The following is a 20679-nucleotide window of genomic DNA, read 5'->3' as shown; positions in this document are numbered from 1 at the left end:
CGTGGACAGGCACGGGACCGAGCAGTACTTCGTCGTCGGTGAGGGGCTTCTCGGGGGCAACATCGACGGAGCGACGACGGAGGCGGCCGAGGCAGCGGCCGCCGACGTGACGGCTCCACCGTTCCGGTTCTCCCGGCTCGGCCCGAAGGGCACGGGACACCAGCTGAGCGAGTCGAACCTGACGAAGATGGCGCGCGCGATGACCAGGACCGGGGCGGGCGCGTCCGGCGTGCCGGCCGGGTTCACGTACCTCGGCCAGTTCATCGACCACGACCTGACGATGGACAAGACCGACGTCATGCTCGGCGACCGCGTGTCGCCCGCGATACTGCTGCAGGCCCGGTCCCCCAGCCTCGACCTCGACTCGCTCTATGGTGCGGGCCCCCAGGACCGCGCGTCGGCGAAGTTCTACGAGGCCGACGGCGTCCACCTGAAGGTGGGCAGCAGCGTCGGCGACGGCGACCTGCCGGACATGCCGGGCTTCGACCTCCCGCGCCGCGGGACCGGCAGCTCCGCGCGGGCGAAGCGCCGGGCGTTGATCCCCGACCCCCGCAACGACGAGAACCTGGCGGTCGCACAGACCCACCTCGCGATGATCCGGTTCCACAACCGGGTGGTCGACACCCTCGACGCCGCCACGCCGCCCGTGGAGCGGTTCGCTGCCGCACAAGAGGTCGTCACGAAGCACTACCAGTGGATGATCCGGACCGACTTCCTGCCGCGCATCTGCGCGCGAGCCACGCTCAACGACGTGTTCCGCAACGGCCGGACGGTGTTCGAGGCCGACGCCTCGCCCACCGACGTCCCGACCATGCCCATCGAGTTCTCGATCGCCGCGTACCGGCTCGGACACTCGATGGTGCGTGGCGCCTACAACTGGAACCGCATCTTCGACAACGGCGGTGGCAGCCTCGACCTCCTGTTCGAGCTCTCGGCGACGAGCGGGACGTTGGGTGGCGAGCTGCGCCTGCCGACGACCTGGGTGGCCGACTTCCGCCGCCTGTACGACTTCGGCGAAGCGGGCAGGCAGAACCTGACGGTGCCGCCCGCGAAGTTCAATCGTGCCAAGCGCATCGACACCCGCCTCGCCGCAGCGCTGCGCAACCTGCCGAAGGGTTCCTTCGGCGGCCCCGCGGTCGACCGCGACGACCCGCGCGCCAACCTGGCCTTCCGCAACCTGATGCGGGCCCGGATGGTGCGCCTGGCCACCGGCCAGCAGATGGCCAACGCGATGGCAGCCGCGGGCCTCGACGTGACCCGGCTGTCACGGGCGGAGATCCGTGACGGGAAGAACGGCGCGGATCTCAGCCGCATGCCGACCGCGCAACGCAAGGCACTGCTGCGCGACACGCCGCTGTGGTTCTACATCCTCCGCGAGGCCGAGCTGCACCGGGGGCGCCTGCACGGCGTTGGCGCCCGCATCGTCGCGGAGACGTTCCACCGGGCCATGGAGGGCAGCGAGTGGTCGATCGTCCGGGACACCGCGTTCCGACCGACGCTCGGTCCGGACAGCTCAACGTTCCGCATGGTGGATCTACTGCTGTTCGCGTTCGAGGGGAACAAGGCGTTGCTCGCTCCCCTCGGCTGACGTCCGGCCACCTCCCCGGCCCGGCGCGCCCCAGGCAACGACGTCCAGTAGGCACGCCCACCCGCGCCGGGCGGTGCTACCCCCTGTGGCAGGACAGCACCGCACCGCCCCGGAGCGCGCCATGACCACCACACGCAGAGCGCTACGACCACATCCCTCGGATCGGCGCTGGTCGGCGGAACCGCTGTGCTCACGCTCGTCACCATGCACGTCGTCGCCGGTGCGGCGGCGTACGCCGTCACGCCTGCGTCACGGCACGACGCGCCGCCTGATCGTCCCAGCACGCGTCGGCTCGAGGGCTCGCGGCGGCACGAAGCCTGGCGCGGGGACGCGGGTACCCGTCATCATGTCCTCGTGGGGCCTGGACGCGACGAGTACGACGACGCGGCGCTGCGCCGCGTGTACGACGGCAAGGCGGCGTCGTACCGATGGGCGTCGCTGGTCAACGACACGCTGTTCGGCGCGGCGCGCCTGCGCCGGTGGGTGATGACGCACGCGCGCGGCGAGGTCCTCGACGTCGCGTGCGGCACAGGTGAGAACTTCGGCCTGCTGCGCGGCGTCGACAGCCTGACGGCGGTCGACCTGAGCCCTGCGATGCTCGACCAGGCACGGGCCCGGGCCGGCCGGCTGGGACTCGCCGTCGACCTCCTCGAGATGTCCGCGCAACAGCTCGACTTCCCGGACGGCGCGTTCGAGACGGTGACCACGGCGATGTCGACGTGCACGTTCCCGGACCCGGTCGGCGCACTCCGCGAGATGGCACGCGTGACCCGGCTGGAGGGGCGCCTGCTGCTGGTCGAGCACGGACGCAGCCGGGTCGACTGGATCGCACGCGTGCAGGACCGCCGCGCCGACCGCCATTACCGACGGACCGGCTGCCGATCGAACCAGGACGTCACAGCGGTGCTGACCTCCGCAGGCCTGTGCATCGACGCGACGCGAACACGGACGACGGGTGTGTTCACCGCAATCGTCGCTCACCCTCCAGAGCCCACGCGACCCGGGTGAGCATGGGACGTTCGTGCCCACGATGATGGACCACCGGCCCTGCCCCTGTCGCGGCCGTTGCGCACGCTTGGCTCCTGGACGTACCCCGACGTCAACGAGAGGGTGACGCGACGGTGAGCATGCCGGCGACACATCGGTTGGAGGAGCTGTCCGTCGACGATTGCCTGACCCTGCTGGCCGGCAAGTCGCTCGGGCGCCTGGTCTACGTGATGGACGGCGAGCCACAGATCCGGCCCCTGACCTACAACCTGCAGCGCGGGTCGGTCGTCTTCCGGATCGGCTACGGCGAGCTGCTCGACGCGATCCACCAGCAGCCCGTCGTGTTCGAGGTCGATCACGGCGACCCGAGCGTGCGCACCGGGTGGAGCGTCATCATCCGTGGCATCGCCGAGGAGATCTGGCAGACCGACGACCTCGAGGCGGCCCGCGAGACGGACCTGCGCCCCTGGGCACCAGGCACGCGCGACCACTACGTCCGCATCATCCCCCGGTCGATGACCGGCCGACGCATCGCCTGACCCCGAGCAGGGCCGGTCACGTGCGCGACCGCCGGTCCGACCCGACGCTGGAGGACCGCATGGACGCGTCCCGACAGGCACGACTCGCACATGTGACCGACATCATGTCCGCGACGCCCGTCACCCTCACCGAGCAGGACTCCGTGGACTTCGCGGGGGTCGTGCTGCTCCGCGAGGGCATCTCGGCAGCGCCCGTCCTGGATCACGCGGGCTCGGTGGTCGGTGTGTTCAGCCACAGCGACGTCCTCGCGCGGTTCGCATCGCCGCGGCACCGGCGTGGCCCGCTGGCCCGGGTCGACGACCGACACGCCAGCGCCGTGAAGGTCGGCGAGGCCTGCTCGCGCCCACCGATCACGATCGGCGCCGGCGCGACCGTCGACACGGCGGCCCGGGAGCTGTTGGACCGCGACGTGGGCCGGCTTGTCGTCGTCGACGACGAGGGCACCGTGGTCGGGGTCGTCAGCCGCACCGACGTGCTCAAGCTGTTCCTGCCGGAGTGGGCAGGCGAGCCGGCACACGCCGACGACACCCCGCGGTCGCAGATGGAGCCCGACTGACGCGTGGCGCGCGGGACGGCCGTCCCGCCCCGGCCGGGACGTTCGCCCGTGCGCCACAGGCGCGCACCGGGCAGGTTCACACTGCACATCGATTGCCGCCGCGCGCGGCACCGGCGACAGGACCACCGTCGTGACGACGCTCGAACAGGCAACACAGCAGATCGTCTGGTTCTCTGACCTCGGCAGCGCGGACGTGCTGCTGGTCGGCGGCAAGGGCGCCAACCTGGGCGAGCTCACGGGCGCCGGCTTCCCGGTCCCGGACGGCTTCGTGGTGACCGCACCGGCGTACCTGGCCGCGATGGACGCCGGCGGCGTCCGTGAGCGCCTCACGGAGGTCGTCTCGGTCGCCGACGCTGCGGACACCGCATTGCTCGCGGAGACCTCCGCCGCGGCGAAGGACCTGGTGCGCTCGGCGGGCGTGTCCGACGAGCTGCGCCAGACCATCGTCGACGCCTACGACCGGCTGGGGAACGACGCCGTCGCCGTGCGCTCGTCGGCGACCAGCGAGGATACGGCGGGCACGTCGTTCGCCGGCATGAACGAGACGTTCACGAACGTGATCGGTCCCGACGCACTGATCGACCGCATCGTCGCCTGCTGGGCGTCGGCGTACGGCCAGCGCGTCGTGGCCTACCGCGACCGCCAGGGTCTCGTGGAAGAGCCGGCTATCGCCGTGGTCGTCCAGCGGATGGTGCACAGCGAGCGGTCCGGCGTGCTGTTCACCGCCGACCCCGCCACCGGTGACCGCTCGCGTGTCGTGATCGAGGGCGCGTTCGGGCTCGGCGAGGTCGTGGTCAGCGGGTCGGTGCAGCCCGACACCTACACCATCGCCAAGGACGGCCCCCGCCTGCTGTCGGCCAACGTTGGTGAGCAGGCCCACAAGATCGTCCGGGGTCCCGACGGCGCGGACCGCACGATCGAGCTGGCCCCCGAGGAGGGCGGCACACGGGTGCTGACCGACACCGAGGCGGTGCAGCTCGCCGAGCTCGGTCTGCGCATCGAACAGCACTACGGGGAGCCCCAGGACATCGAGTGGGCGATCGCCGAGGGCAAGACCTACATCGTGCAGACGCGGCCGATCACCACGCTCGCGGAGGAGGAGCCCGAGGATCACGTGCTGCTCACCGGCCTGGGCGCGTCGCCCGGCGTCGTCGCGGGGCGCGTGCGCATCCTGACCACACCGGACCAGGGCGCCGAGTTCCGGGACGGCGAGATCCTCGTAGCACCAATGACGGCGCCCGACTGGGTGCCGACCATGCGCCGGGCCGCCGCGCTCGTCACCGATGCCGGCGGCATGACGTGCCACGCCGCCATCGTGAGCCGCGAGCTGGGTGTGCCAGCCGTCGTCGGCACCCGCAAGGCGACACAGACGCTGCGGACCGGCGAGCTGGTCACGATCGACGGTGCCAGCGGGACCGTTCACGAGGGTGACGTCATCGAGCTCCTCACGGGACCGCCGGCACCGGTGACGGCCGCCGCGGACATCGCGGCCGCACTGGCGTCGGTCTCGCGACCGATCGAGGCACTCGCGACGACCCTGTACGTCAACCTCGCCATCCCCGAGCAGGCGACGAAGGTCGCCGCACTGCCGGTCGACGGGGTCGGGCTGCTGCGAGCCGAGTTCATCATGACCGAGGCGCTCGACGGCGAGCACCCCCAGCGGCTGCTCGCCCGGGGCGAGGCGGACCAGTTCGTGGACCACATGCGCGACTCGCTGCTGACCATCACCCAGGCCTTCGCGCCGCGGCCGGTCGTCTACCGGACCATGGACTTCCGCTCGAACGAGTTCCGCGGACTGCGCGGCGGCGCACAGTACGAGCCGGCCGAGGAGAACCCGATGATCGGTTACCGCGGCTGCTACCGGTACGTGCGCGACTCCGAGCTGTTCGCCTTGGAGCTGCGCACGCTGACCGAGGTCCGCGAGGTGACGCCGAACCTGCACATCATGATTCCGTTCGTACGGACGCGGTGGGAACTGGAGGCGTGCCTGGAGGCCATCGACGCCAGTCCGCTCGGACGCCAGCGCGGCCTGCACCGCTGGGTCATGGCCGAGGTGCCGTCGATCATATACCGCATCCCCGAGTACGCGGCGATGGGCATCGACGGCGTGTCGATCGGGTCCAACGACCTGACGCAGCTCATGCTCGGCGTCGACCGCGACTCGGAGCTGTGCGCCGAGCTGTTCGACGAGGCCGACGATGCCGTGCTCCACGCGATCCGGCAGATCGTCGCCGCGTGCCGCGACGCCGGCATCACCTCGTCGCTGTGCGGCCAGGCGCCGTCGAACCGCCCCGACATCGCGCGCCGCCTGGTCGAGTTCGGGATCACGTCGATCTCGGTCAACCCCGACGCGGTCGACGCGGCGCGCCGCGTGATCGCCAGCGCCGAGCGGCAGCTCCTGCTCGACGCCGCGCGGGACCGCGGCAACGGCACCGGCTCCCCGCGCGGGTGAGCGCTCGTACGACGGCGGGCGGTGTCCCGGTCGTACGCTGGCGGGCATGAGATCGACCGGCGAGCACGTCGACGCGGTGCTCCGCGACGGCTCAACGGTGCGGATCCGCCGTGTCGAGGCCGACGATGTCGCGGACCTGCAGACGTTCCTCGCCGAGCTGTCACCCGAGTCGCGCCTGCTGCGATACTTCTCGGGCGCGGTCGACGTCGAGCGGAGCGCGTGGCTGGCGGCGCACCCCGAGGTGGCCGACGGCTACGCGGTCGTCGCGACGACCGGCGCAGACGGGCACATCATCGCCCACGGCTGCTTCGAGCGGGAGCGCACGGGGGCCGACCGTGCTGAGGTGGCCCTGACGATCGCCGACGCACACCAGCGCCGCGGTCTCGGCACGTTGATGCTGGAGCGCCTCGCCGAGGTCGCGGCCGACCGGGACGTCGCGGTGTTCACGGCACACGTCCTGCCACAGAACCACCGGATGCTGGTGGTGCTGCGGGACAGCGGATTCGCGATCACCCGCCACGCGGTGCCGGGCGACATCGAGATCGAGTTCCCCACCCGGCCGACGGCCGACGGACGCCGCCAGTTCGAGCGCCGTGAGCAGACGGCGGCGGCTGCGGCGGTCCGTCACGTGCTGGCGCCCACGTCGGTGGCCGTCATCGGCGCGTCCCGCGACCGGGGCACGCCTGGTGCCGAGGTGTTCCACAACCTGCTGTCGGGTGGGTTCGCCGGCCCCGTCTACCCGGTCAACCCTGCGGCAAACGTCGTCCAGTCGGTGGCGGCGTACCCGTCGGTGCGCGACGTCCCCGGCCCGGTGGACCTCGCCGTCATCGCGGTGCCCACCGACGCCGTCGTCGGCGCGGCGGTCGACTGCGCCACGGTCGGGGTCCGTGCGCTGGTCGTGCTGTCGGCCGGCTTCGCCGAGACCGATGACGTCGGCGCGAACCGCCAGCGCGAGCTGCTGGCGGTCTGCCGTCAGGCGGGCATGCGCCTGGTGGGACCGAACTGCCTGGGCGTCGTCAACACCGACCCGGCGGTGCGGCTGGACGCCCAGTTCGGACCGTACGCGCCGGTTGCCGGTCGGGTCGGCTTCCTGTCGCAGAGCGGTGCGCTCGGCCTGGCCATCATCGACCATGCCAACGAGCTGGGACTGGGCCTGTCGTCGTTCGTCTCGATCGGCAACAAGGCGGATCTGTCGAGCAACGACCTGCTGCACTACTGGGAGACCGACCCCCGGACCGACGTGATCCTGCTGTACCTGGAGTCCTTCGGCAATCCACGGAAGTTCTCCCGCATCGCGCGACGGGTGACGCGGACCACGCCCGTGGTCGCCGTCAAGAGCGGACGCTCCTCCGCAGGAGCTCGAGCCGCGGCGTCCCACACCGGCGCGCTGCTCCAGGCATCGGACCGCACCGTGGATGCGCTGTTCCGCCAGGCCGGGGTCGTGCGCACCGACACGCTGTCGGAGCTGTTCGACGTCGCGACGCTGCTCGCCAACCAGCCCCAGCCGGTCGGTGGCCGCGTCGGCATCGTGACCAACGCGGGGGGTCCGGGCATCCTGTGCGCCGACGCCTGTGTCGCGGAGGGTCTCGAGGTCGTCAGCCTGTCGGCGCGGACGCTGGAGGAGCTGCGCCGCTTCCTGCCTCCGGAGGCGGCGATCGACAACCCGGTGGACACGCTGGCGCCCGTCTCGGCCGACGACTACGCACGCGCGATCTCCACGGTCGGTCGATCCGGCGAGGTCGACGCGCTGATCGCCATCTACATCCCGCCCCTCGCGGGTGACCCGACCGACGTCGCCGCGGCCATGCAGGAGGCTGCGGCGGGGCTCGACGGCCGGGTGCCGGTGCTGTCGGTGTTCATGTCGTCGGCCGCGGCGGCGCAGGACCTGCTGCGTGACCAGGCCGGCATCCCGACCTACGCCTTCCCTGAGGACGCCGTGCGGGCGCTGGGCCACGTCGCACGCGATACCGCACGACGGCGCAGGCCCGACGTCGAGGTGGTGGAACCGCCGGGGCTGCGCCACGACGAGGCATCGGCGCTGCTGGCTCGTGTCATGGGCGACCGCGCAACCGGACGGTGGCTGACCCCCGACGAGGTGGCCCAGCTGTTCGACTGCTACGCCATCCCGCTCGTGCGCGGGCGGACCGTGGCGACCGCCGCGGACGCCGTCACGGCAGCGCACGAGATCGGCGGACCGGTCGCACTGAAGGCCGTCGCGGAGGGACTCGTGCACAAGAGCGACGTGGGCGCCGTCAGGCTGGGCCTCTCGACTGACGGACAGATCACCGCGGCGGCAGCCGACATCCGTCGCGCCGTCGCCGCCGCCGACCACGACCTGGACGCGTTCCTCGTGCAGCCGATGGTCGCCGCCGGCCCCGAACTGCTCGTCGGTGTGACCGACGACCCGACGTTCGGCCCCGTCGTCGTGTGCGGCGCGGGTGGCGTCACCGTAGAACTGCTCAACGACGTGTCGGTCCGCCTCACACCGCTGACACCCGAGGACGCCTCGGAGATGGTCCACGACCTGAAGACGTTCCCGCTGCTCGACGAGTACCGCGGTGCGCCGAAGGCCGACGTCGCTGCTGTCGAGGACCTGCTCGTGCGGGTCAGCTCGCTTGCCGAGCACCAGTCGGTGGTCGCGGAGCTCGACTGCAACCCCGTCGTCGTCGACCAGCACGGGGCGGTCGCATTGGACGCCCGCGTGCTGGTCCGCCCGACCGCACCGGCCGGGACGGTCTGAGCTACCCGCGCGTGACCAGGACCGGACAGGTCGCGTGGTGCACGCACTGCTGACTGACCGATCCCAGGAGCAGCCCCCGGAACCCGCCGAGGCCGCGGGAACCAACGACGAGCAGGTCGGCGCCTGTGGAGAGCCGCACCAGCGCCGCGGACGGGTGCTCGTCGCCGACAGCGCTCTGCTGCACGTCGAGTCCGCTCAGGTCCGCGTCAGCCTGTGACACCATCTGCCGCAGGTGTCCCTCGGCGTGCCGTTTCGCCTCTGCCCGTTCCTCGTCGTCGCGGCGGTGCGCGTCCTCCAGGATGGTGTCGCCGGTCGTCGGGGAGGCCCACGGGCCGGCCGCCACGACCGCCGCCGCCGTCACCGCCTGGGTGGTCCGCGCGGGTTCGTACACGTACACGACGTGCAGGCGCCGCCCGGATCTGCTGCGCGCCTCGTCAGCCGCCAGCCTCAGCGCTGCGAACGAGTCCTGCGACCCGTCGACTCCGACGACCACCTCTGCCTTGGCCATTCCATCCCTCGTTCCCTTGCTAGCGGTCAGGCTCGCCTGCCTGTCACGGCACGACCACCACCGGCCCCGGCGCGTGGTGCAGGACCTGGTGGCTCGTCGAGCCTACGACAGTCCGTCGGATGCCGCCGTGACCGCGGGTGCCGACGACCGTCAGGTGGCTGGCGGTCGTGTGGCCGAGGATGGCCCCGGCGGGCGTGCCCGCCATCACCTGGGGGGTCACGGTGACGCCCTCGGGCACGTCGACGTCGGCGAGCACCGCGTCGACGATCGCCTGTGCCTGCGTGCGCGCGCGCGTGCGCTCGGTCTCGATCTGCTCAGGCGACGCCACGCCGCTCAGCAGCGCCTCGCTGGGAGCGAAGTACCCGTGCACCAGGGTCACGTCGACGCCGCGCAGCACAGCCTCGGCGACGGCCCACCGCAACGCGCGGACGGCGGCGCGGGAGCCGTCGACCCCGACGACGATCCCGACGCAGTCCCTCGGATCGCCGTCCCCGCCTCCGCGCACGACCGCCACGGGCGCGGTCGCGTGCGCGGCGACACGGTAGCTGGTGGAGCCCAGCACCAGCTCGTTGAACCCACCGAGCCCGCGGGAGCCGACCACGATCAGGTCGGCGTCGTCACCGGCCTCGAGGATCGCATCCGCGTAGGGCCGCCCCAGCAGTGGCGCGGCGGTCGTCTTCCATGGGACACGGCGCAGCACCTCGGCGTTACGCTCGACGATCTCCTGTAGCGCCCGCTCGGCCCGCTCCCGGTCCGTCGAGGTGACCGACGGACGGTGCACGTGCAGCACGTAGCCGAGCACGAGCCGGACCTCCGTGTCGCGCAGCACGGCCTCGTCGACCGCCCAGCGCAGCGCCCGGTCCGCGGCGACCGATCCGTCCACGCCGACCACGATGCCGCCCATGACACACCTCCGGCTCGTACGATCCTCGCGGTCGAGTGTGGCCGTGTGGTTCGGGCGACGCATGGCTACAGGTCCCGGTGATGGGAGGCGATCGACCCCGCCCGACCGGGCCCTGCACGCGCAGACGCCGGCACCGTGCAGACCTGCGCGGCAGCCCGGCGCTGATCCGGAGGGTTGACCCCGGCACGGGTGGTCGATCGCTGGGCCGGTCCGCCCGTCACGCTGTGACCAACGGCCCTGTCGCCGGACCGTCGCTCCGCGACGGTGTACAGCACGGGTTCACGCCGGCGCAGGAGGCGATGATCGTCAATGAGCGTGGCTCGCGCCTCCGTGGCGCCAGGACCTGCTGGGGTGAGCGGGGCAGACGTCCGGACCGTGCGATGACGGCCAGCCGCGCACCGACCGACCTGCGGGAGATCACGGTCGGGCAGGTCATGTCGACGGACCCGCTGGTGCTGCGCGACGACATGCGTGTCGACGTCGCCGCCGCCATGCTGGCCAACCACGGCTACGCGGGCGCGCCGGTGGTCGACCAGCGGGGACGGCTGTCGGGTGTGCTGCATGCCCTCGACGTCGCCCTGGCGCACCTCCCGCCACAGGCGGCACAGGCACGGTCGGTCGTCGTCCGGAGCCTGCTCCGTCCACCGGTCACCGTCGAACCGACGAGCCCGATCCACGTCGCGGCCGAGCGGATGCGGTCCGAGCGCACCGACCGGCTCGTCGTGGTCGAGCGTCACATCCGCATCGTCGGCCTCGTGACCGGTCAAGACCTGTTGCGCACCGTCACGCTGCACGGCGACCTGCTGCGACGCACCGTCGACGGACGCATCGCGGCGCTCGGCGTCACCGGTGTGGTGGCCGACGTGGGCCCCGGCGGCGAGATCTTCCTGTCGGGCACCGTCGACTCGATCACGATCCGCGACCGGCTCGTGCGCACGGTCGGCGCCATCGCCGGCGTGACCGAGATCGAGGAGCTCATCAGGATCGCCCCCTCACCGCCGACGTGACGACGCCGGGACGATCGGCCGCGGCGACCGGGCCGAAATGCACTGCGGCGCGTCGGTGACCCCGCGACGCTTGACGCACACGCAACCGTGACCGGAAGGCGGCAGATGAAGATCGTGGTGGCAATCGACGGATCGCCGCACGCGACCAGGGCCCTGGCGTGGGCGGTGGAGGAGGCGGAGCTGCGCTCCGCGGCGCTGACGGTGCTGCACGCGTTCGGCGTCGGCCGCCTCGCCGGCGCACTCGATGGCGGTACCGCTGCGGAGCGCCGGGAGGCCGAGGCGATCGAGCTGGTGCGCCACGCACTCGACCCGTGGACCACCAGTGGCGTCGACGCGGACATCGCCGTGGCGCCTGCGCTGGGACGGCAGGTCGCCGGCGCCCTGCTCCACCACGCCCGCGACGCCGACCTGCTCGTTCTCGGCAGCCGCGGGCTCGGCGGCTTCCCCGGGCTGCTGCTCGGCTCGGTCAGCCAGCAGGTCGTGACGCACGCCAGCGTGCCCGTGGCGGTGATCCCCTACGTCGATGGGGCGGCGATCCCACCGGTCACGACGTCGGTCGTCGTCGGCATCGACGGCTCCCCATCATCGCGACGTGCGCTCGAGTGGGGCGCGGAGGAGGCACGACTGCGCGACGTGCCCGTGGAGGCGGTGCTCGTGCGCCCAGCCGTCGACCCCGTCACCTCGGACGCGTCGGCGTCCGAGCTCGCCTCGCTCGACGAGCAGGCTGACGAGGGCGCACGTCGTCGGCTGCTGACGATCATCCGCGACACGCTCGGCGTGCGCGGCACCGATGTCCTCCCGCGGGTCCTGGCGGGCCAGGCCGCGCACGTCCTGGTCACCGTCGCCGCGCGCTCCTCGTCGCTCGTGGTCGTCGGCAGCCGCGGCCGGGAGGGGTTCGCCGGGCTCCTGCTCGGCTCCGTGAGCATGCAGTGCCTCACGCACGCACGCGGACCTGTCGTCGTGATCCACGGGTCATGACCGCGGTCGATCCCGCAGGGACGTTGAACGTGCAGCGCATCGTCGTCGGTGTTGACGGGTCACCCCAGGCCGACCGGGCACTCGCCTGGGCCGTACGCGAAGCGGAGCTACGTGTCGCCGCCGTGGACGTGGTCCACTGCTACGTCGTGCACGCACGTGGCGTCGTGATGTACGTGCCGGACCAGGACGCGGCGGAAGCCCGGCTCGACGAGATCATCGACCGCAACCAGCACGTGCTCGGCCGCGTCAAGTGGACGGCGGGTGCGATGGGCGTGTTCAACGCGTCGAGCGCCGGCCTCGTCGATGCGGGCGAGGACGCGGCCCTGATCGTCGTGGGATCGCGCGGCGCCGGCGGGTTCGACCGTCTGCGGCTCGGTTCCACGGGCTACCGCACGGCGGCGCACGCCACGACCCCGGTCGCGGTCATCCCGCCCACCGCCGAGGACGACCTGCAGGAAGCGCACGGGCTGATCGTCGGCGTCGACGGCTCCCAGGCCGCCCAGCGCGCGCTGCTGTGGGCCACCGAGGAGGCTGGCCACCGCAACGTCAGGCTGGCCGTCGTCCACGCGTTCCAGCTCGCCGTCGACCCCATGATGGTGGCCCGGGCGTCCGACGAGCGCCGTGCGCAGCTGCTCATCCGCGGCCAGGAGAAGGCCGAGCAGGTGGTCCGCGACGCACTCGCCGCGGCCGACGTGTCGATGGCCGACGTCACCCGTGTGATCGAGCGTGGCGCACCCGCCGACGTCCTGCTCTCCCACACCGGCCCAGGCCGGCTGCTGGTCCTCGGCACGCACGGACGTGGTGCGATCGGGCGTATCGTGTTCGGGTCGGTCAGCCACCAGTGCCTGCACCACGCGGCTGGCCCCGTCGTCGTGGTGCCGTAGCGGGGAGCCATCGTCTGAGCGAGGTCCTCGCGCACGCCGACCGGCACAGCGTTGCAGCTGTGCTCGGCGCGGCAGGCGTCGACCCTGCCGCCGGGCTGTCCACCAGCGACGCGCGGCTGCGGCTGTCGCAGGTCGGCCCGAACGAGCTGCCCGAGCCGCCCCGCGAGACACTGGGTGCGCAGATCGCCCGCCAGCTGCGCGAGCCCATGGCGCTGCTCCTGCTGGCCGCGGCGGCGGTGTCGGGCCTCGTCCTAGGGGAGGTGACCGAGGCCGTCGCGATCGCGGTCATCGTCGCCATCAACGGCACCATCGCCGTCGTCGAGGAGCGGCGGGCGGCGTCGGCGCTCGAGGCGCTCCGGACGCTCACCGTGCCGGAGGCGCGCGTGCAACGCGACGGCGTCGTCCAGCAGATCCCGTCGGCGGAGGTCGTGCCAGGGGACGTGGTGCTGCTCGAGGCCGGGGACCGCATCCCCGCCGACCTGCGCCTCGTCGAGACCGTGGCGCTCGAGATCGATGAGTCAATGCTGACCGGCGAGAGCGTCGCGGCGCGCAAGGACGCCGCGTTCGTCACCTCCGAGGGTGCCGGCCTCGGTGACCGCGCCGGCACGGCCCACACCGGCACCTTCGTGACCCGCGGGACCGCGACCGGGGTTGCCGTGGCCACCGGTGCCGCCACGATCCTGGCGAGCATCGCCCGCGACGCCACCGCGACCCGCAGGCCGACGCCGCTGCAGGTCGATCTCGCACGCGTGACGCGGCAGCTGGCGATCGTGTCGGTCGGCGTCGCCGCAGCAGTGCTCGTCCTGTCGTTCGTACGGGCGGGACCAGGTCGCGCGGCGCTCGAGGAGACCTTCCTGGCGGCCGTGGCCCTGGCCGTCGCGGCCGTGCCCGAGGGTCTCGCGACCATCACCGCAGTCGGGCTGGCGCTGGGCGTGCGCCGCATGGCCGAGCGTGGTGCGATCGTCAGGCGGCTGGCCGCCGTCGAGACACTCGGCTCGGTCACCGTGCTGCTCGTCGACAAGACCGGGACGCTGACCGAGAACCGCATGCGCGTCAGCGAGCTGCGCGACGCGACGGCGACCGACGACGCGGCCGTGGCGTGGGGGGCCGAGGCCTACGAGTCCGCGGCCCGGGTGATGGCGCTGTGCAACGACGCGACGGTGGATCCGCCTGTCGGTGACCCGATGGAGCTCGCGCTGCTCGAAGCCGTGGGACGTGACGAGGTGGCGCGCCTCCGTTCCCTGTGGCGGCGCGTGCAGACGAGCCCGTTCGATGCGGACCGGAGGCGCATGGCGACCTTGCACGTCCGCGTGGACGACCCGGCGCACCGCCAACTGCTCGTCAAGGGTGCGCCGGAGGCCGTCGTACCCTCGTGCACGCACGTCGCAGCGGGCGGCCGGCTGGACGACCGTATGCGCGCACGCCTGGACGATCACGTGAGCGCGATGGCCGACAGCGGCGTGCGGGTGCTGGCCCTGGCGCATCGCCGGCTCCACACGGTGCCCGACGATCCCGACGGTGCGGTCGCCGAGCTGGAGCTGCTGGGGTTCGTCGGCCTCAAGGACCCGGTGCGCGCCGCCGCGCAGGCGTCGGTCGCGCGGGCGCGGGACGCCGGCATCACGTTGCTGATGGCTACGGGCGACCATCCGGCAACGGCCGGAGCGGTGGCCGCCGAGGTCGGCTTGGCAACCGGGCGCGATGTCACCACCGGGCGCCAGCTGCGGGTCGACGGCCTGGCGGACGACCCGACCAGCGCGCCCGTGTATGCGCGGGTCGATCCCGACCAGAAGCTGGCGCTCGTCGGCCGGCTGCAGCAGCGTGGACAGGTCGTCGGGATGACGGGTGACGGCGTCAACGATGCGCCGGCGCTCCGTCGCGCCGACATCGGCATCGCGCTCGGGCGCCGCGGCAGCGACGTGGCACGCGAAGCTGCCGACATGGTGATCACGGACGACAACCTGGCGACGATCGTGTCCGCGGTGGCCGAGGGGCGCAGGATCTACGACAACCTGCGCAAGGTCGTGGACTACCTCGTCGCCGGCAACCTCGGGGAGATCTTCGTGGTGGTGGCGGGGCTGACGCTGGCACCGGGGATGGGCCTCCCGCTGTTCCCCCTGCAGCTGCTGTGGATCAACCTGGTCACCGATGGGCTGCCGGCGATCGCGCTGGGGACCGACGTGGCGGATCGCCGTGTGATGCGAAGGCCGCCGCGGCCGCCGGGCACGCGGCTGCTGTCGTGGGCACGCATCCGGCTCCTCGCGGCGCGCGCGGCGGTGATCGCCATCTGCGTCCTGGGTGCGCTGGCCACCGCACGGCTGGTCTTCGCCATGTCGTGGGCGCAGGCGCGCACGGTGATGTTCTGCGCGCTCGTCGTCGCGCACCTCGGGTACGCCTTCGTCGTCCGCCGCGGGAGCGGAGGACCGGGCGGCAACCGCCTGCTGCTGCTCGCCACGCTCGGAGGCGGGATCGCCCAGGTCCTGCTGGTGGTCGTGCCACCCGCACAGGCGCTGTTCGACGTCGTACCGCTCCCACCATCCGGCTGGGTGCTCGTCATGGTCGCCGGGATCCTGCCCAACCTCGTCCTGTGGGCGGGCACGACGCGCGCACCGTCCCCGACGGGCTGAGCGTCGTGGTCAGCGCGCCTGGCGGTCGCCGCCGCGGCTGGCCCCCGTCCCCCCGGCCACGAGCAGGGCCACGCCCAGCACCATCAGCAGCACCGGCCACAGCCAGTCGGCGTTGGGCGTCCAGATGTCGAGCTCCACGACGAACGCCAGCACGCCGACGAGCACGAAGCACACCGCCCATGCGGTCGCCGCGCGATCGCTCATCGCGCCACCTCCAGCCTGCCGATGCCGACAGACGCGTCCAGGCGCAGCACCCTCGTCTCCGATGCCGGGCCGTACCGCCGACGGACCGTGGGTCCGAGGCCACCTCGCTGATCGCCGAACACCACGATCTCACCGACGCCGACCTCACCGTCGACCTCGATCGCCGTCTCCGGAGGCACCCGCACGATCAGGTCACCGACCGCCAGGTCGACGGCGACGGCCGTCGGTGAGTCGACGCGCACGGCCCGCAGATCGACCGCGACGTTACCGACGCCGTGCTCGTAGCGCTCCTGCAGCTGGGTCGCGTCGGTCGGGCGGAACTCGACGTCGCCGACGCCACGCGCCACGACGGTCGGATCGACGGCGGGACCGATGATCGTGCCGGCCAGCACCACGACCGTGAGCACCAGGCCCAGCCCGAACACGCCACCTCGGTCACCGGGCGGTGCGAGGGGCAGTGCCAGCCCGACGGCAACCAGCGTGGCCGCGGCGACCACCGCGTACGACACGCTGACCCCTGCGACGACGTCGACGAACCAAGCGACACCGAACGCCAGCAGCGCCCCGCCCCACACCAGCTGGCCCCAACGGATCCCGTCCCGGTTGCGGGGCGTGGACGCGGCGGTCAACGTCGTGCCCCGACGATGACCGCAGCGCCAAGCCCGATCAACACCAGCGGACCCAGCACCGTGGTCAGGTTGGGGACGACGCGATCGGCCAGCAGCAGCCCACCGACGACGACGAGCACGCCACCGAGGATCATCACGCCCGTGTGCTGGTCGCCCGGCGGAGCATCGTGCGGGATCTCCCCCGGACGCTCCTCCGGGATCGCGATCATGCCGATCAGGTACAGCAGCAGCCCGGAGCCCCCACTGACCGCCAGGACGACGAACGCCACGCGGATGATGACCGGGTCCACCCCGAGGTACCGCCCGAGACCTCCGGCGACGCCAGCGATCACCTTGTCGTCCCGGCTGCGCCGCAGGACCGCACGTTGCGACGGTTCTGCGGCATCCTCCGCGCGCCCGTCCTGGTCGCCTGCGTCGGGTGCTCCGGCGCTCGCCGGAACGTCGTCCGGCGCCGAAACGTCATCCGGCGCCCGCTCGTCGTCTGGCGTGCTCGGGGCCTGTTCGGGGCCGTGTGGCGGTTGCATCGGACCACCCTCCTGAGGGGACAGCGGCGTCACGCCCCGTTGGGCGGGACGATCATCACCGGCGACATCGCGTGACGGACGCAGTGCTGGCTGATCGAGCCGAGCAGCATGCCGGTGAACCCACCCCGGCCGCGCCGGCCCAGCACGAGCAGCTTCGCCCATGCCGCGACGTCGAGCAGCGCGCGGGCAGGGTGGTCCGCACCGATCACGGTGGGCGTGACCTTGTCCGGCAGCGTCGCGGCGTCGAGTCTGTCGAGCTCGGCCTCGAGCAGTCCCTCGGCCAGGTTGCGCCAGTGCGTGGTGGCCTGCTGGTAGTCGTCGGCCAGCTCGTCGGAGTGCGGCACGGGTTCGGGTGCCAGCGTACCGGCCCACATGTAGGCCTCGACCGGGTCGCGGCCTGATTCGGCGGCGACCGGTGGGGGTGGCTGGACCATGACGAGCTCGAGCTCCCATCCGCGCAACGCGGCCTCCACCGCGGCTCGGCGGAGCGCCACCCCGGCATGGGTGGATCCATCGATGCCGACGACGACCTTGTCGTCGCGCCGCTGCTCCTCCGAGGGCGCGGGGACGACCACGACCGTGGTCTCGGCGTGCACGGCGACCTGGCTGCTGACCGAACCGAGCAGCATGCGCCGCAGCGCACCGAGGCCGCGTGAGCCGACGACCACCGCGTCGGCGTCGGCTGCGCGGCGGGTGAGCGCGTGGAACGTGGCGTCGTCCCGCATCACGACCGACGTGATGGTCACGCCGGCGTCGGCGTACGGGGCGATCACCTCCTCGAGCAGTGCCCGGGCACGATGCGATGCCTCCATGTCGGCACGCCGCCGCAGGTCCTCCCCGATCGGGGCCGGCGTGATCAGCAGGTTCGGCGACGGCATGACGGTCACGACCGTGAGATCATCTCCGTGCAGCCGCGCCTCCTCGACTGCCCACGCAAGCGCGACCCGCGAGCCGTCCGAACCGTCAACGCCGACGACGAGCTCGCCCATCGCGTTCACCTCGCTCCACGTGCACCTCCGTGCACCTCCATGTGCACCGGTGTCAGCATCCCCTCGGACGCGTTCGGTGCGAGGGGCGAAGGTCCTCGTCCGTGCGGCCGCTCGACCCGTGCGCAGGCCCGGGCCTGCCATCATGGTGTCCGCCGGCCGGGTGGCGGCGACGTGGAGGAGGTCGCGGTGAACGGCGACGAGATGCAGGCGTGGATCGTTGACCGGCCCGCTCCGATCGATGACCGGCCGCTACGCCTGGTGACCCGCAAGGTACCGCAGGCGCGCCCGGGCGAGATCCGCGTCCGGGTGACCGCGTGTGGCGTGTGCCGTACGGACCTGCACCTGGCGGAGGGCGACCTTCCGCCCCGCCGGTCCGGCGTCGTGCCCGGCCACGAGGCGGTGGGACACGTCGACGCGCTCGGCGACGGCGTCACAGCCCATGCCGTCGGCGACCGGGTCGGCATCCCCTGGCTGCGGTCGACGTGCGGGACCTGCCGCTTCTGCACATCGGGCGCCGAGAACCTGTGCCTGCGACCGGCGTTCACGGGATGGGACGCCGACGGCGGGTTCGCCGGGTGGTGCACGGTGCCGGCCGCGTACGCCTACCGCCTGCCGGACGCGTTCGACGACGAGCACGCCGCGCCGCTGCTGTGCGCGGGGATCATCGGCTTCCGGGCCCTGCGCCAGACCGGGCTGCACGCGACCGCGACCGGCCAGCGGCGGCTGGGGATCTACGGCTTCGGCGCCAGCGCCCACCTCGCGGCACAGGTCGCGCTGCACGAGGAGGCGACCGTCCACGTCATGACACGTGATCCCGCCGCTCGGGACCGTGCGTTGGCGCTCGGCTGCACGTCCGCGCAGGGTGCGACGGACCGGCCGCCCGAGCCCCTGGACGCCGCGGTGCTGTTCGCCCCCGTCGGCACGCTGGTCCCGCCGGCGCTCGAGGCACTGGACCGCGGCGGCACGCTGGTCGTCGCAGGGATCCACCTGAGCGACATCCCGACGCTGCATTACCAGCGCCACCTCTTCCAGGAGCGACGGATCGTCAGCACGACCGCGAACACGCGGGCCGACGGCCGCGCCTTCCTCGACGCGGCCGAGCGCATCGGGATCCGCGTGACCACCGCGCCGTACCCGTTCGGACGCGCCGACCAGGCGCTGGCCGACCTGGCGCACGACCGCGTGCAGGGCGCGGCCGTGCTCCTGAGCTGACCCAGCGGGCCCCGCTCAGGTGGGCTGGCCGGGCTGTTCCGGTCCGATCCGGTACGGCCGCATCATCTCGTTGTCCTCGTGCTCGACGATGTGGCAGTGCCAGACGAACTGGCCCGGGTTGGCGAACCTCAGCCGCAGCCTGGTGACCTGCCCCGGATACGCGATGACGGTGTCCTTCCACCCGTCCTCGTGCGGCTCCGGCGGGATCGGGGCGGAGCCGGGAGCTACCTGCACCGTCTGGCTCTCCTCATCCACGGTGATTTCCTGCCGGTCCACGACCTGGAACAGCACCTCGTGGACGTGCATGGGGTGGGCGTCGGCGCTGGCGTTGTAGAACTCCCACACCTCGGTGTCTCCGACCGCAGGGTTCTCGGTGACCTCGTCCTCCCACTTCTTCGCCGTCCACGTGCCGGTCCCCGTGTTCGGATCGCCGGCGATGGTGCCCAACCGGGTCTCGGCCGGCGCGTCCTCGAAGAACTCCGACATCTGCTCCAGCAGCGCCAGCGGTCGGGTCGTGCCGCCCGTCAGGGCGGCGACGGGCGGGAGCACCAGGAACTGCGGTGGCGTCGTCGGGTCGGGTGCCGGGGCCGGCACGACGCGGAACTCCATGACCTGACCGGTGGACCCCGGATCGGCGGGCTCGAAGTCGACGCCGGGGTCCCCGCCACCGAACGGCTCGTCTGGGCCGACGTTGCCGAGGACGTGGCTGCCGAGCGACACGTTGGTGAAGTCGACGATCAGGTCGGCGCGCTCGGCGGGACCCATCAACAGCCGATTGTCGCGGTCCGCGGTGAGGTTGACCGGGGCGCGCAGGTAGCCCCCCTCATTGCCGATCTGCCACACCTCGACGCCGGGGATGTTGCCGAAGTCGAAGATGAGGAAGCGCGACTGGCACCCGTTCAGGACGCGGAACCGGTAGCGCGCCTGCTCGACGATATGGAACGGCCACGTGTTCCCGTTGACGATGATCGTGTTGCCGAAGAACTCCGGGTTCCAGATCGGCGAGATGTCGGTCTGGGGGATGTACGGTCCGGTGATGCCGTCGAAGAACGCGCGCGTGTCCGGGTAGAACAGCGAGCCGTCGGCGTCGAACGACCGGTCCTGGACGGCGAGCGCGATCTCACGGTAGTTCTTGTTCGGTGGGAACTTGTCCCCTTCCCGCGGCGCCGGCCCCGGGAGCACCGCCGCCGTGCCGAAGCGGCTGTCGAGCAGGGCGTCCTCACCCTCGGGTCCGCCGCGCACGATGAAGAAGCCCGCTGGTCCTGCGTACACGTTGAGGCGGGTCATGCCGAGCGTGTGGTCGTGATACCACAGCGTCGACTCGCGCTGGTCGTTCGGGTACTGAAACGTCGC

The 20679-nt window shown here is 72.3% G+C and carries 18 protein-coding genes; 11 read left to right on the top strand and 7 right to left on the bottom strand.

Going from position 1 to position 20679, the window contains the following annotated elements:
* From VK923_00320 to VK923_00295, 6 genes are all read left to right on the top strand, one after another.
* Window positions 1–1588, top strand: a 1588-nt coding sequence (locus tag VK923_00320) for a heme peroxidase family protein (protein ID HSJ43112.1), incomplete at its 5' end; no start/stop codon positions are given.
* A gap of 354 nt (window positions 1589–1942) precedes the next feature.
* Window positions 1943–2596, top strand: a complete 654-nt coding sequence (locus VK923_00315; protein ID HSJ43111.1) for a class I SAM-dependent methyltransferase — start codon at window positions 1943–1945, stop codon at window positions 2594–2596.
* A 119-nt stretch (window positions 2597–2715) separates the two neighbouring features.
* Window positions 2716–3114 (top strand): pyridoxamine 5'-phosphate oxidase family protein, encoded by a 399-nt coding sequence (locus VK923_00310; GenBank protein HSJ43110.1) that lies wholly within the window; start codon window positions 2716–2718, stop codon window positions 3112–3114.
* Window positions 3115–3173: 59 nt separating this feature from the next.
* Complete coding sequence (locus VK923_00305; GenBank protein HSJ43109.1) at window positions 3174–3671, top strand: CBS domain-containing protein; 498 nt, start codon at window positions 3174–3176, stop codon at window positions 3669–3671.
* 130 nt (window positions 3672–3801) lie between these two features.
* Window positions 3802–6123 carry a phosphoenolpyruvate synthase gene (gene ppsA / locus VK923_00300; GenBank protein ID HSJ43108.1) on the top strand — a complete coding sequence of 774 codons (2322 nt, stop codon included), beginning with the start codon at window positions 3802–3804 and terminating at the stop codon, window positions 6121–6123.
* A 46-nt stretch (window positions 6124–6169) separates the two neighbouring features.
* On the top strand, window positions 6170–8863 hold the full coding sequence (locus VK923_00295; GenBank protein ID HSJ43107.1) for a GNAT family N-acetyltransferase: 2694 nt from the start codon (window positions 6170–6172) through the stop codon (window positions 8861–8863).
* A gap of 1 nt (window position 8864) precedes the next feature.
* On the opposite strand, the gene VK923_00290 is transcribed toward VK923_00295, so the two are convergent.
* Window positions 8865–9371, bottom strand: a complete 507-nt coding sequence (locus tag VK923_00290) for a universal stress protein (GenBank protein ID HSJ43106.1) — start codon at window positions 9369–9371, stop codon at window positions 8865–8867.
* Between the two features lie 43 nt (window positions 9372–9414).
* Window positions 9415–10275, bottom strand: a complete 861-nt coding sequence (locus VK923_00285; GenBank protein HSJ43105.1) for a universal stress protein — start codon at window positions 10273–10275, stop codon at window positions 9415–9417.
* 380 nt (window positions 10276–10655) lie between these two features.
* Between VK923_00285 and VK923_00280 the strand changes: the two genes are divergently transcribed.
* The 4 genes from VK923_00280 (at window position 10656) to VK923_00265 (ending at window position 15768) form a co-directional block, all read left to right on the top strand.
* Window positions 10656–11282 carry a CBS domain-containing protein gene (locus VK923_00280; protein ID HSJ43104.1) on the top strand — a complete coding sequence of 209 codons (627 nt, stop codon included), beginning with the start codon at window positions 10656–10658 and terminating at the stop codon, window positions 11280–11282.
* A gap of 105 nt (window positions 11283–11387) precedes the next feature.
* Window positions 11388–12260, top strand: a complete 873-nt coding sequence (locus VK923_00275; GenBank protein ID HSJ43103.1) for a universal stress protein — start codon at window positions 11388–11390, stop codon at window positions 12258–12260.
* The gene (locus tag VK923_00270; GenBank protein ID HSJ43102.1) at window positions 12257–13144 is read left to right on the top strand and encodes a universal stress protein; all 888 of its coding nucleotides are present in this window, start codon (window positions 12257–12259) and stop codon (window positions 13142–13144) included. Before VK923_00275 ends, VK923_00270 begins: the two co-directional genes overlap by 4 nt.
* Window positions 13102–15768 carry a cation-transporting P-type ATPase gene (locus tag VK923_00265; GenBank protein HSJ43101.1) on the top strand — a complete coding sequence of 889 codons (2667 nt, stop codon included), beginning with the start codon at window positions 13102–13104 and terminating at the stop codon, window positions 15766–15768. Before VK923_00270 ends, VK923_00265 begins: the two co-directional genes overlap by 43 nt.
* Window positions 15769–15777: 9 nt before the next feature.
* Here the strand turns inward: VK923_00265 and VK923_00260 are convergent, their stop codons facing one another.
* Genes VK923_00260 through VK923_00245 form a run of 4 tightly spaced genes read right to left on the bottom strand, consistent with a single transcriptional unit; the run spans window position 15778 to window position 18114 of the window.
* Complete coding sequence (locus VK923_00260) at window positions 15778–15972, bottom strand: hypothetical protein (protein HSJ43100.1); 195 nt, start codon at window positions 15970–15972, stop codon at window positions 15778–15780.
* Complete coding sequence (locus VK923_00255) at window positions 15969–16601, bottom strand: LiaF domain-containing protein (GenBank protein ID HSJ43099.1); 633 nt, start codon at window positions 16599–16601, stop codon at window positions 15969–15971. The genes VK923_00260 and VK923_00255 overlap by 4 nt, the downstream gene beginning before the upstream one ends.
* Window positions 16598–17125: a PspC domain-containing protein gene (locus VK923_00250; protein ID HSJ43098.1), complete on the bottom strand. Its 528-nt coding sequence runs from the start codon at window positions 17123–17125 to the stop codon at window positions 16598–16600. Before VK923_00250 ends, VK923_00255 begins: the two co-directional genes overlap by 4 nt.
* A gap of 29 nt (window positions 17126–17154) precedes the next feature.
* On the bottom strand, window positions 17155–18114 hold the full coding sequence (locus VK923_00245; GenBank protein HSJ43097.1) for a universal stress protein: 960 nt from the start codon (window positions 18112–18114) through the stop codon (window positions 17155–17157).
* Between the two features lie 186 nt (window positions 18115–18300).
* Here VK923_00245 and VK923_00240 point away from each other — a divergent pair, with 186 nt between their 5' ends.
* Entirely contained in the window at window positions 18301–19326 is a 1026-nt protein-coding gene (locus VK923_00240; protein HSJ43096.1) for a zinc-dependent alcohol dehydrogenase family protein, read from the top strand.
* Window positions 19327–19341: 15 nt separating this feature from the next.
* Here the strand turns inward: VK923_00240 and VK923_00235 are convergent.
* On the bottom strand, window positions 19342–20679 hold a 1338-nt coding region (locus VK923_00235), incomplete at its 5' end, for a multicopper oxidase domain-containing protein (GenBank protein HSJ43095.1).

It is taken from the genome of Euzebyales bacterium, assembly GCA_035461305.1.
Taxonomy (GTDB): domain Bacteria; phylum Actinomycetota; class Nitriliruptoria; order Euzebyales; family JAHELV01; genus JAHELV01.
This window is presented reverse-complemented; position numbering and strand designations above follow the sequence as displayed.

Excerpts from the sequence above, each read along its gene's own strand:
- VK923_00280 (HSJ43104.1), top strand. The coding sequence starts at position 10,656 with ATGACGGCCAGCCGCGCACCGACCGACCTGCGGGAGATCACGGTCGGG.
- VK923_00245 (HSJ43097.1), bottom strand. The coding sequence starts at position 18,114 with ATGGGCGAGCTCGTCGTCGGCGTTGACGGTTCGGACGGCTCGCGGGTC.
- VK923_00250 (HSJ43098.1), bottom strand. The coding sequence starts at position 17,125 with ATGCAACCGCCACACGGCCCCGAACAGGCCCCGAGCACGCCAGACGAC.
- VK923_00310 (HSJ43110.1), top strand. The coding sequence starts at position 2,716 with ATGCCGGCGACACATCGGTTGGAGGAGCTGTCCGTCGACGATTGCCTG.
- VK923_00285 (HSJ43105.1), bottom strand. The coding sequence starts at position 10,275 with ATGGGCGGCATCGTGGTCGGCGTGGACGGATCGGTCGCCGCGGACCGG.
- VK923_00260 (HSJ43100.1), bottom strand. The coding sequence starts at position 15,972 with ATGAGCGATCGCGCGGCGACCGCATGGGCGGTGTGCTTCGTGCTCGTC.
- VK923_00275 (HSJ43103.1), top strand. The coding sequence starts at position 11,388 with ATGAAGATCGTGGTGGCAATCGACGGATCGCCGCACGCGACCAGGGCC.
- VK923_00295 (HSJ43107.1), top strand. The coding sequence starts at position 6,170 with ATGAGATCGACCGGCGAGCACGTCGACGCGGTGCTCCGCGACGGCTCA.
- VK923_00305 (HSJ43109.1), top strand. The coding sequence starts at position 3,174 with ATGGACGCGTCCCGACAGGCACGACTCGCACATGTGACCGACATCATG.
- VK923_00290 (HSJ43106.1), bottom strand. The coding sequence starts at position 9,371 with ATGGCCAAGGCAGAGGTGGTCGTCGGAGTCGACGGGTCGCAGGACTCG.
- VK923_00270 (HSJ43102.1), top strand. The coding sequence starts at position 12,257 with ATGACCGCGGTCGATCCCGCAGGGACGTTGAACGTGCAGCGCATCGTC.